Raw genomic sequence first — 11501 nt, forward strand, 5'->3', positions numbered from 1 at the left:
CCTTCAGATCAGACAAAACCCCGCAGGAAGGGTGAACCTTATGGCGCGATTTGCAGTCAATGTCCTGAAACTGGTATCTGCAAGTGTGGTAGCGCAGGTGCTGGGATTCCTTCTCCTCCCCATCATCACCCGTCTGTACGCTCCGATCGATTTCGGCATCTTTCAACTGGTCATGTCCATCACGGCGATCGTTGTCGTAGTCGCTCCTTTTTCCTATCAATTTGCGCTTATGCTCCCGAAAAAGGACAGCGATTCCATAAACCTGCTGGTCCTCTCGTTAGGGATTGCACTCCTGATCACCCTGGTCACCGCCGTCCTGCTCATAGGGGGTTCGGACCTGATCGAGGAGAGGGTCGGCGTGGTCGGGTTTGGTCACTACACCTATTTTGTGCCGATCCTTGTAGGTTTTAATGTGATTTACTTCATCCTGACATATTGGCTCTCACGAAAAGGCAGATATGGGGTGATAGGCCTCTCAAAGGTTCTGAACAACACCTTCTCAAAGGCGGTTCAGATCGGGGCAGGGCTCCTTGCAGCCTCACCCCTGGGGCTTCTCGGCGGCATGATCGCGGGTTTTGCCGTCGCCGACCTGGTCATGATCAGGGGCATGAAAGAGGACCGTCACCTGGTGGCCGACGTCAACAGGGAAAAGATGAAAAGTCTTGCGTCACGCTATCGACGCTTTCCCCTCTTCAACACCGGTTCAAACCTCACCAATACCCTTTCTTCTGAGGTCACCCCCTTCATGCTCGCGTTCTTCTTCAGCCCGGTGGTCACCGGGCTCTATGCCCTCGCCCACCAGGCCGTCAACATGCCGGTCCGTCTCATTGGCATCTCCACGTCGCAGGTGTTCTTCCAGAAGGCAAGTGAAGTGCAGAACCAGACCGGGAACGTGAAAGAGTTTGTCCAGACAGTCCACACCAGTCTGATCAAACTGGGGGTCTTCCCCACGCTCCTCACCATGCTCATTGCCGAAGATCTCTTTGTCCTGGTCTTCGGGTCTGCCTGGTTGATGGCCGGGACATTTACGCAGATCCTTGCCCCATGGTTTTTCTTCGTCTTCTTGTCACTTCCTCTCTCAAGCATATTTTCGGTGCTTGAAAAACAGAACATCGACCTCTCATTCAACCTGCTCATCCTGGTGTCCAGGGTCGTGGTGCTGGTGGCCGGGGGGATCTCTGGCGACCCGGTCCTGACGATCCTGCTATATTCTGCGACCGGTGTCCTCTTCTCCGGGTTCATGAACATCTGGATCCTGCGGCTCTCAGGGATCAGCCTATTCACTTCGCTCTCGACTATTGCCAGGTACGGGGCTCTTGGGGTCGTGATCGCCTCGCCTCTCATGGCAGTAAAGGTTCTTGGATCCTCCTTGATTGTGCTCCTGGTCATCTCAGTCCTTGTGACCGGTATTTATTATGCATGTATTATTTCGTATGACAATCGTCTCAGGACGACCTTCTTTGACCTTATTGGAGGGGAACGAAAATGGGTGTAACGGTTCAGTTGTCAAATCGGTATTCGCCATGGCGAAAGATAGAATATGATGACACTTCTTTCTGGATCAAGGGCCGTCTCCATCACCGCACCGCCCTTCTGGACGATGCGGAGACTGCCAGGCTCTTTCTTGACGCATTCAGAAAATGCAGAGGAGGAGACCTTGCGCCGTGCCTTGCCCTGCTTGCCGACCTGAACGGGATCTTTACCATCGTCGCGGATGACGGCGAATCAGTGGTCTGCTCCACAGATCCTATCAGAAGCATCCCGTTGTTTTTCAAGACCGAGAACGGAACCCTGTATATTTCAGACGATGTCCATGCCCTCCATTCCTTTTCCCCCGCCTGGCCTGATGAAGAAGACTGCCTGGAATTTCTGTTGTCAGGGTATGTGACCGGGCAGTCCACCCTGCTTGGAGATGTGGGGCAACTGCCTGCCGGCACATGCATGGCATATGACCGCAGGACCGGGGAGATCACCATGGCACCGTACTTCCATTTCTGGTGCAGGAAGGTTCCTGACAGGTCTGAGGAAGAATTGGTGGCCGAACTGGATCCGATCTGCACCGCCGTCTTCTCCCGTCTCCTCGAGACCACCGAGGCAGAGGGCCGACACCTTGTCGTCCCGCTGAGCGGAGGACTGGACTCCCGCATCCTGGTGGCGATGCTCGGTCGGCTCGGGGCTAGGGAAGTGACCTGCTTCACGTATGGGTCCAGATATAACCTTGAGTCCTCGATCAGCCGGAGAGTGGCTGGAGTGATGGGATATCCCTGGCATTTTATCGAATATACCCCTGAGACCTGGCGTGATCTTGATGATTCCGGAGACCTGGACCGGTATTTCAGGTATGCCGGCAATCTTGCGTGTCTTCCCCATGTCCAGGACCTGCCGGCGGTGCGTGCACTGCAGGAGAGGGACCTCATCCCTGACAATTCGGTCATTGTACCCGGACACGGGTCTGACCTGCTTTCAGGCTGTAAGATCCCGGAGACCTATGATCCAGGTCTGGGTTTCACGGCCGGAGAGGTCGACGACCACCTGATCAACGTCCATTATTCAAATGTCGCATGGGGGAACGACCCGACCGTGCGCCGGTGTGCCGTGGACCGGATCCACGCGGCACTTGCCCCCCTGGGAGAGCCTTCCCGCAGGGACGAGGTGAATGGGGCGGATATGATCGATTATTTTGACTTTCATGAGAGACAGGCCAAATATATCCTGAACTCGATGCGCGTCTATGAATTTTATGGATATGAATGGCGTCTCCCGTACTGGGACCTCGAGTTTGTCTCTTTTTTCCTCCAGACTCCGGTCCAGTACCGTATCGGGCAGCGCCTCTACAAACGGTTTGCCAGAGAACGCCTGTTCTCAGGAGAATTCTCTCGTCTCAGGCAGATCGAGTGCACGACACCCTTTGACTCTTCGGCCCTGTCGCGTGCCCTGACCACCCTTCGCCGGTGTCGTGTCCCGTATGACCGGATCAGCAAGATGGGACTTTATTCACGCTGGTGGCGGGATCTCAAGCCGTTGCTGGAGGACCGTTTCTCCGACCGCCTGGACGTCTGCCCTGAGTATCCGGCCATCAGGCAGGTGATAGGCGGCCGGGACGCCGGCCTGAGGGGGGCGAATATCATCGGACTGTTGAATATTGAGTATCTGGTCAGACAGACCGGGGTCTGCTTCCTCCGGGAGGCGGGTCTCGGAGAGGTCGGCCTGGAGCATCCTGGGAAAGAAGAGGGGGGTGTCGAAGAAGGGGGGAGGAGATGATCCCGATCTGTCGTGGCAGATCCCCTCCCCTGCTGGGTGGATGACAGGAATGTTCAGCGGACCTGCGTCATCTTACAAAATACGATTCTGTAGAATCCCTCACCATTCCCCCCTCTCTGGCCGGGGGCGCGTGCCGCCCGCACCCCCATGAGGAAGAGAGGGCCTGGAAGACATATTCAATCACCATGAAGAGCGTAATGCCGTCCACCGCCTCTCGATCGCGTGGAGAGGCGGGAAGATGACTCAGTTGCCCCTTGGGGAAATAGGCAAAGGGTTTACCATGAACATGATCCTGACGATACTCTTTCCTGGTTTTTATGAGAATTTGAACCATCCCGATTTCGTCGAAGATGATATGCAGATGAGAGAGACGTCTTCAGCATGATCGGGTGTGCCGCCCCAGATCGTAGAATCGTCCCTGCCATCTCGCCCTGGGAGCACTCCTCCTGGAGGTCCCTCACGGCGAGGAGAGGGGTGGGGCGGCAGGTGAGTGGTGTCCTGCGCTCACGCGGGGGCCTGGAGACCCACTCATCTTCGTCCCGTATGCGTGAACCAGGGGTTCATGCCTGATTCTCCAGGGCTGATTTATCCCTGCCCCTCTCTCCTGATCAGCGAGAGATGGGGGTGATCGACCCCCTGCAGTTCTGGGAAATTTTACCCTGGCGAAAAAAGACTTTTTAACGTTGCGATCCGCTTGAAACGGGGCGAACGAGTGGTTGCCCCGTAGTACGGGACGAGACGTGCCCCGAAATTCATCGTAAATTCCGAGAGAAATGGGAGATTTGCCGTCATCATATTGACCTGCCCACACCCCTGTTCTTCCAGTTCCCTGAGCGAGTCTCTGACCAGGAGAAACGAACCCCCGCATGCCCGTAATTCAGGAGAAGTGACGGCCGCCCACCGGCAGGCCTTCTGCAGAAATGTGAGATAGAGATCCCCCCCGATCATCTCGCCGGACGCGTTCTCCGCGACCATCAGTCTGCACTGGCCAGAGCGGGAGAAGGTGTCGAACACCCCCTTGAGGAACTCGATACTCACCGCAGGGGAGGTGCCGCGGCGCCTGAAGGTCTCGGCAAACAGGGAACAAAATTCGGCGATATCCTCTGACGCCCTTATTGAGATATTATTCTCTCCTGCTTTTTTCAGATTGCGCCTCGCATTTCTTGAGAGTTGAAGGGTCTCGGGGCTCAGGTAATAGGTGTAAAAGACGCCAGGGTCCCATCCCTCCCAGAGGAATGGCCTGATGTCGGTGTACCCCGGGGTGTTGACGATGTGGATGCTGTCGACCCCACCGTTGCCGAGATTTTTGATAAGGGATTGGGTTACAGTGGTTTTCCATCTCTCTTTTGCCATACTGGGGACCGAATCAGGGGGCGCGAAGAGAACCCCGCCAAATGGCGTCATCGGTGGGATGGAAGTGCCTATGGTAAACATCCCCATCTTTCGCATAAACAGGGGGCACCCCCCCGCCAGGTTGTCCCCCACCCAGCACCCATAGATCCTGTATTCTACCCCTTGCAGGCTACTGACCGTCTTGAGCCATTGAGAGGTATGAAAAAGGGATCCAGACGGGGATGTATGGACATATTTGTCCCATAAAGGATATTCCCCGGGTTCCAATACTCTAACAGGAAGATCGCGTGTACTGGCACTATTTTTCATAATTTCCTTCCTGATCTATTACTCTGATATGCAGTTCTACTACGTATCTGGGGAGGGGGGCATCAGCATGATCACAAAGAGATGCCCTCTCTTCCCCCTGTCGCAAAGTGTTCTCGCACGTCAGGATCCTCTCCATGCTGCATCATTCTTTCTGCAGACTGACAATCGATCCAATCCGACGATATCTCACACGGGGGATATAATTATATGTATATAGATATTGCCATATATGTATGGCGCCCGTCCTACGGCAGGGCACGCGAGTGGACCTTAGCCCTTCAGAACCAGATCCATTGGCCTCTTCGCTCACCAAAAAACGCCTGATCACCCAGAAAAGTACGGTCCATAGCTCGGGACAGACTATGCAGATACATGAGATCCTGCAACAGGACCCTGAGATCTGGCATCTCTTCACCTGCGAAGAGGAGTATGGGGCGCCATACAGGGACAGGTACGACCGCTTCCCCCACTATATGAGCAGCAACCGGCAGGTCTTCGAACCCAGGGTCTCACACTACCTCTTTGAGCGGGGGTATCATCCCGAATATCCTGAAGGCCAGCCCTTTGCGGTCTGCCTCACCCATGACATCGATGTCGTCTACCAGTCGTACCCGAAAAAAGGGCTCGACCTCCTCCTTGCCCTGGGACGCGGGAACAGGGCCGGTCTGATGCAGGGTGTCAGAGACCTGAGGGGCCCGAAATATCCCCTCTGCAACTTCGAGGAGATTATCGCACTTGAGGAGAAGTACGATGCTACGTCGACTTTCTTCTTTCTCGCCCTCCAGGACGGCGACCAGGACCATTCCTATCAGGTAGAAGACCTGGGCCGCGAGATCGGGACGATCGCCGACCATGGATGGGAGGTGGGCCTCCATGGCGGGCATCAGGCCTATGCAGACCTACAGAAGTTGAAAGACGAGAAGGCGCGGATGGAGAGAGTTCTTGGCCGACCGGTCGCCGGATACCGGAACCACTTCCTCAGGTTCAGGGCACCTGAGACCTGGGAACTCCTGGACCAGGCAGGGTTCCTCTATGACACGACATTTGGCTATGCCGATTGTGCCGGGTTCAGGAACGGAATGTGCTATCCTTTCAGGCCCTATCATGGTAGAAAACACCAGGAGATCGGGATCGTCGAGATCCCGCTCACGGTCATGGACCGCACCCTGGAGGTCTACATGCGCCTTGGTCCCAGGCAGTCCTGGGACCTCGTCAGGCATCTCATCGATACGGTGGAACGGTGCCATGGCGTCATCACTCTCCTCTGGCATAACACTTCCCTGAATGGGGACGGGATGAAATTTTATGAGAAGGTCTTGCGCTACTGCAGGGAGAAGGGTGCCTGGATGACAGGAGGCGACGAGATCGCCACATGGGAAGGGTACAGTCGGCCTGAATAAAAGTTCGGTGGAGGGTCTCACAAGAGTTCCCTGACTCCAGGAATGGCGGCGATAAGGAGACATCCCCCCGCCACAAAGATTCATCGAGGGGATCTGTGACAGGGCCGATCTTCGAGGGACCTGGTGGACGGTCCGAGGGAGTCGAGAAGAGGAGGAGCCAAAAATTCCTCCGCGGTCACTCCTCAAAGACCTTCAGTCATTTCGTACCGAAAATTGGGATAGAACCCCTCTATAGAATCGAGCATGACCCTGGGGCTCACGCAGATGGGATGAAGAGGATCGCGGGTCTCCAGAGTGTGTGGATCCGTGCCCGCCCCTTCAGCACGGGACACTCTGTGAGACCCCCGCCTCAGTGCCGTCTCCGGTGCGAGACGACGGTGACAGTGTTGCGCTGAGGGCGGGCGATCATTCTGAGAGCGTTTCTGGAGTTCGTATATCAGGTATGGAGGATCCCGGGGAGGAGGAATCATCATACAGATCTCCCTGGTCGATCGTCAGGATCATTTTCATGGAGATCATCCCAGCACTCTCCCGCCCTCCCCTACGCCCCTGCCGGGGGCGGCATGAGGCAAGATTTCTGGCCTGTCCCCTGTCCAGGGAGAATGACCACAGATCCTTCCACGCCCCGGACCCTGTGACATGAAATTTTCACCGCGTATGCCTGGGCCGGGGGTTCATGCCTGCGTCTACAGGGCCGATAGAAGATCGTAGTTCATATTCGGAAAAAAAGAGTCTGGGCCCGGAGGCATGTCCGGGCCCTGGGTCAGCGGGTTCAGAGGCGAGGGGATTGTTCCCCTTCATCTGTGCCCTGATCGCCCCACCGGATCGTCTCCCCAAGTCCGTCCACCAGCGTCCACTCGGGCGCCCACCCAAGCTCTTTGCGTGCGCGGGAGATATCGGCACGCGAATGGCGGACGTCGCCCTGGCGGACCGGGGCGTACTCCACCGGCACCTCGCGCCCTGCCGCCTCCATCACGCTCCTGGCCAGGGTGTTGAGGTCGGTCTGGCGTCCGCGTGCGATGTTGAAGACCCCGGTCACGTCCCGCTCCATCGCGAGGAGGTTTGCCCGCACCACGTCGGCCACATAGACGAAGTCGCGGGTCTGCCCGCCGTCGCCATGGATGGTGACCGGTCTGCCTGCCCTGACCCGGTCGGTGAAGATAGAGATCACCCCCGAGTACTGGGAGGAAGGGTCCTGGCGCGGCCCGAAGACATTGAAGTAGCGGAGTGCCACGGTCTTGAGCCCGAAAAGTCTTGAGAAAACTGCCTCATAATGTTCGCCGGTCAGTTTGGAGATGGCGTACGGGGAGACCGGGGCCGGGAGCATCCCCTCGTGTTTGGGGAGAGTGGGCTCCTCGCCATATACCGCCGATGAGGAGGCGAAGACGACCTTGCTCACCCCGGCGTCCCGTGCCGCGAGGAGGACCTTGAGCGTCCCGGTCTCGTTGACAGACTGGGTGGCAAGGGGGTCGTCGACCGATTTCGGGACCGAGGCGATCGCCGCCTGGTGGAAGACGCCGTCGGCACCCTTGAAGACCTCCTGAAGGAGGGAAAGATCGGTCACGCTCCCCTCGACGAACTCAAGGTCGAACTCCTGGATGTTCTCGCGGTGACCGGTGGAGAGGTCGTCGATGACCACGACCTCGTGCTCTCCTGCGAGGGCCTCTGCAATATGGGAGCCGATAAAACCCGCACCCCCTGTCACGACATATCTCATACGATCCGGTTCCTTAGTGTATCGTATGGGTACATAGCACTGCCGGTCTCACTTCTGGCCTGGACTCACGTTTGAAGTCGTCGTCGTACCTCACGATGTCGTCCTCGGTGATGTGCTCGCCGTTCTGGACCTCGATCACCTCGAGCGGGATCAGCCCTGGGTTCTCGAGCCGGTGTTTTACCCCGGCAGGGACATAGGTGCTCTCGCCTGAACGGACAAAGAACTGCTTTCCATTGTTGGAGACAAGGGCCGTGCCCCTCACCACCACCCAGTGCTCGCTCCGGTGGTGGTGGAGCTGGAGGGAGAGCCGCCGGCCCGGGAGGACGGTGATCCGTTTGATGGAGAAGGAAGGCCCACGTTCGAGGAGGGTGTACGACCCCCAGGGCCTGAAGACCGTGGTGTGAGAGTCGCAGCGGGCGTCCCCCAGAGTGCGCAGTCTCTCGACGACCTCGCCGACCCTCTGGGCCTCGGCCTTCGGGCAGACCAGGAGGACGTCCTTGGTATCGACGATCGCCATCTCAGAGACCCCGATGGTGGCGACGAGGCGGTCGGAGATGATGAAGTTCTCTCGCCCCCCGATCCCGAGGTGTTCGCCATGGACGACATTCCCCTCCTGATCTTTCCTGGCAAGGGTGTACAGGGCGTCGAAACTCCCCACATCGCTCCATGCCGAGGAGAGGGGGACGACCGCCGCCCGCTTTGTCCGCTCCATCACCCCATAGTCGACCGAGATCGCCGGTGTCAGCCTGAAGGCCTCTTCGGGTGGTTTTTCAAAGGCAGCGAGGGCTTCAGGGATATGGCGTCGGCATTCTTCAAGGAAGAGACGGGTGTTGAAGAGGAACATCCCTGAGTTCCAGAGATACCCCTCGGCAAGATAGTGCTCTGCCGTCTTGCAGTCTGGTTTTTCGACAAAGGCGTCGACCCTGTACCCCCTTTCGACCCTGGTGCCTGGCCTGATGTAGCCGTAGCCCGTATGCGGCGAGCGGGGAGGGACCCCGAAGGTGACAAGATACCCCTCTGCCAGGCTCTCGGCCGCGTCCATCGTCTTACGGTAGGCCTCGTCGACCTCGACGAGATGGTCAGAGGGGAAGACCGCGACCGTCTCGTCACCAGGGAGATCTTTCACCCCATAGAGCACGGCAGGAAGAGTGTTTTTTCCCTCAGGTTCGACAAGGACCCTGCACTCCTCGGCGCCGACCCCTTTCATCTGGTCCATGACCAGGAACCGGTGATCGGCATTGGTGACCACCGTCACCTCGTCGGGCGCCGAGAGGAGCATGGCCCTCTTGAGCGTCTTCTGGAAGAGCGACTCTCCCTCGAAGTACTGGAGAAACTGTTTTGGGAAATGGGAACGGCTCAAGGGAAAGAGCCTGGTCCCTGTCCCTCCTGCAAGGATCACGGTCTTCATCTGTCCCCCCTCTCTGTGAATGGAAAAATTCCCTGAGGGCTATACCATGAAGATCATATATAATGGTGATGCCTCCCCTGGGGCCGGTCCTGGAGGAAGGGGGTGTGATCTCTCAGGTTTTGTGGAATCTGGTGTCTGTCGGGGGATCCCCTGGAGTTAGTGCATGGAAATGGTTCTGAGCAGATCTTTGTGGCATGCAGAGATTCCCGATCTCTCCAGATTGCGACAGGGGATGATGGAAGACACTACGCAATCATGATCACTGCTATCTCTGTCATGGATGACGAAGTCTTCGAGTCCCCCCTACGGTGTGGGGAGATGGTGAAAATTCTGGCTCTGTAGAGACCCCCTCAGGACAGCTATCTCTGGGGGGGAGCCTGGCCGCCCGCCCCCCGGGCCCCCTGCTAACACGATTGGTCGTGGACGGCAATCCCTCTTCAGGGATTTCGAATATGCCTTCCCTGCCCGATCTTCATCCTGGAGCTGAAGATTCTGGCTGTGTAGACGTTCTCACCTGGTGGCAAGTCATGCATCAAATGTCGGACCTTTCGAGACCTTTGATCGCGCTCCTCAGACGAGACAGTGGACAGGAACACAAGCCATCGCTGCCCCTCGCCTATCTTCATTCCAGAGGGGCCGGGGGGTTCCCCCGGCACGAGATGAAGGACAAAAAGCTCTGTAGAAATCCTCAGGACAGTTCTCTTTGGCGGGGGAGTGCGCCGCCCCCCGGTCCCCCCGCGCGAAGATAGGGGGTGGACGGCATTCTGATCTTCATGGCGACTGAAACTCTTTGTTTTTCTATGGGTGGCCTGTTTGATCGATGTGCCTTTCCTCACCATACGCGCCGTGGGTGCGGCTCCCCCGGACCCCTGGGATGGCGATAGGGTCGGGAGGACAGAGATAAAACAAACCATGAAGATGGGGCGCAATCCTCCGCCCCTCTTCATCCGCGGGGGTCACGTTCGCGCCGGGAATTGTAAGGGGTTCTCCAGGGCCAAAAAAAGGTGAAATGATTCACTCAGTCTTCACACAGACGACGTCGAGGACGCCGTGGTTGCACGAGACTGAACTCTGCTCCTCGTCGACCTCGGTGTCAAGGTCGATCGTCTCCTGCGTCTCGCCGATCATGAGGGTGACCACCTTCCCCTCGATCGCCGCGGAGACCTGGTCCTCGCACTCCGGGGGGATCGAGGCGGTGATATAGACGCACTGGTCGCTCTCTGTCACCTCGTAATCGATCCCGTCGTCGTCATGGGCCTCGGGCTCGGGCTCTGGCCCGCCCCCGCCGGTGATGATGGCACACCCGATGACCTTCGGCTTTCCACCGCTCTCATTCAGGGCGTCCTTCAGGATCTCTGCCAGGTGTTTGAATATTTCGTCATAGGGATTGTTTGACATAAGGACCACGTAACATGTACTCGTTACCATTCTGTTCGACGATACCCTTTATGATCAGGTCTCTGAGCATTCTCTCGACCGGCTCGGCGTCCATGCCGGTATATTCTTCAAGATCTCGCAGGGTGAGCGTGCAGCGTGCCAGGGCCAGCACCAGGTCCATCTCGGTCTCGTTGGTGAGGAGGGTATGGCTGTACCTGACGATGTCATTCATCTTGATATCGATCTCGCGCTCGACCACTTCAAGGTCGGCGATCAGACGGTCGCGCGCCCTGAGCATCCTGGCAAGGGTGTATAAAGAGGCCAGGTATTTTCCCTCGGCGCTCTCGGCCGGCCTGAGGCGCGGGACCGGATCATCACTCTTGCTGAGATGGACATCAATCCTGATCTCCTGTGTCAGGCAATAATACTTCCGCCGCCGGTCGTCGTGGAAGGAGGAGAGGATCCGTTCCTGTTCCATCAACTGGAGATGTTCGATCACCGCCTTTGGCGAGATCATCAGTCGGTCAGAGATCTCGGTGACAAAACAGGGCTTCTGTCTGAGGAGATCAAGGATTCTTCTCCTGTTGCGGTTTCCCAGGATATCGAGGATGCGGGAGGTCTCGGTGCTCTCAAGCATCTTTACCTGATGTTAGTGTTCATCGTATTTAAAAAATGA

At 57.3% G+C, this 11501-nt stretch carries 8 protein-coding genes; 3 read left to right on the forward strand and 5 right to left on the reverse strand.

All coding sequences use genetic code 11. The annotated features are described in order from the left end of the window. The first annotated feature begins 40 nt into the window (after window positions 1-40). Both J2129_RS00250 and J2129_RS00255 read left to right on the forward strand, forming a co-directional pair. Entirely contained in the window at window positions 41-1495 is a 1455-nt protein-coding gene (locus J2129_RS00250; protein WP_209628510.1) for an oligosaccharide flippase family protein, read from the forward strand. After that, window positions 1486-3261 carry an asparagine synthase-related protein gene (locus J2129_RS00255; RefSeq protein ID WP_209628513.1) on the forward strand — a complete coding sequence of 592 codons (1776 nt, stop codon included), beginning with the start codon at window positions 1486-1488 and terminating at the stop codon, window positions 3259-3261. Before J2129_RS00250 ends, J2129_RS00255 begins: the two co-directional genes overlap by 10 nt. 654 nt (window positions 3262-3915) lie before the next feature. Here J2129_RS00255 and J2129_RS00260 read toward each other — a convergent pair. After that, on the reverse strand, window positions 3916-4614 hold the full coding sequence (locus J2129_RS00260; RefSeq protein ID WP_209628515.1) for a GNAT family N-acetyltransferase: 699 nt from the start codon (window positions 4612-4614) through the stop codon (window positions 3916-3918). 671 nt (window positions 4615-5285) lie between these two features. On the opposite strand from J2129_RS00260, the gene J2129_RS00265 reads away from it, so the two are divergent. Next, window positions 5286-6323 (forward strand): polysaccharide deacetylase family protein, encoded by a 1038-nt coding sequence (locus J2129_RS00265; RefSeq protein WP_209628517.1) that lies wholly within the window; start codon window positions 5286-5288, stop codon window positions 6321-6323. Between the two features lie 772 nt (window positions 6324-7095). Here J2129_RS00265 and J2129_RS00270 read toward each other — a convergent pair. The 4 genes from J2129_RS00270 to J2129_RS00285 all read right to left on the reverse strand — a co-directional run bounded on the left by J2129_RS00270 (window position 7096) and on the right by J2129_RS00285 (window position 11462). Beyond that, window positions 7096-8040: an SDR family oxidoreductase gene (locus J2129_RS00270; protein ID WP_209628520.1), complete on the reverse strand. Its 945-nt coding sequence runs from the start codon at window positions 8038-8040 to the stop codon at window positions 7096-7098. 13 nt (window positions 8041-8053) lie between these two features. Beyond that, window positions 8054-9448 (reverse strand): mannose-1-phosphate guanylyltransferase/mannose-6-phosphate isomerase, encoded by a 1395-nt coding sequence (locus tag J2129_RS00275; RefSeq protein ID WP_209628522.1) that lies wholly within the window; start codon window positions 9446-9448, stop codon window positions 8054-8056. 1014 nt (window positions 9449-10462) lie between these two features. Then, complete coding sequence (locus tag J2129_RS00280; protein ID WP_209628524.1) at window positions 10463-10846, reverse strand: Hsp20/alpha crystallin family protein; 384 nt, start codon at window positions 10844-10846, stop codon at window positions 10463-10465. Next, window positions 10827-11462 (reverse strand): ArsR family transcriptional regulator, encoded by a 636-nt coding sequence (locus J2129_RS00285; protein ID WP_209628526.1) that lies wholly within the window; start codon window positions 11460-11462, stop codon window positions 10827-10829. The genes J2129_RS00280 and J2129_RS00285 overlap by 20 nt, the downstream gene beginning before the upstream one ends. Window positions 11463-11501 lie beyond the last annotated feature (39 nt).

Origin of the sequence: Methanofollis sp. W23, from assembly GCF_017875325.1 — an archaeon.
Taxonomy (GTDB): Archaea; Halobacteriota; Methanomicrobia; order Methanomicrobiales; family Methanofollaceae; genus Methanofollis.

Coding starts and splice junctions, on each gene's coding strand:
- J2129_RS00260 (WP_209628515.1), bottom strand. CDS start 4,614: ATGGCAAAAGAGAGATGGAAAACCACTGTAACCCAATCCCTTATCAAA.
- J2129_RS00250 (WP_209628510.1), top strand. CDS start 41: ATGGCGCGATTTGCAGTCAATGTCCTGAAACTGGTATCTGCAAGTGTG.
- J2129_RS00285 (WP_209628526.1), bottom strand. CDS start 11,462: ATGCTTGAGAGCACCGAGACCTCCCGCATCCTCGATATCCTGGGAAAC.
- J2129_RS00280 (WP_209628524.1), bottom strand. CDS start 10,846: ATGTCAAACAATCCCTATGACGAAATATTCAAACACCTGGCAGAGATC.
- J2129_RS00265 (WP_209628517.1), top strand. CDS start 5,286: ATGCAGATACATGAGATCCTGCAACAGGACCCTGAGATCTGGCATCTC.
- J2129_RS00270 (WP_209628520.1), bottom strand. CDS start 8,040: ATGAGATATGTCGTGACAGGGGGTGCGGGTTTTATCGGCTCCCATATT.
- J2129_RS00255 (WP_209628513.1), top strand. CDS start 1,486: ATGGGTGTAACGGTTCAGTTGTCAAATCGGTATTCGCCATGGCGAAAG.
- J2129_RS00275 (WP_209628522.1), bottom strand. CDS start 9,448: ATGAAGACCGTGATCCTTGCAGGAGGGACAGGGACCAGGCTCTTTCCC.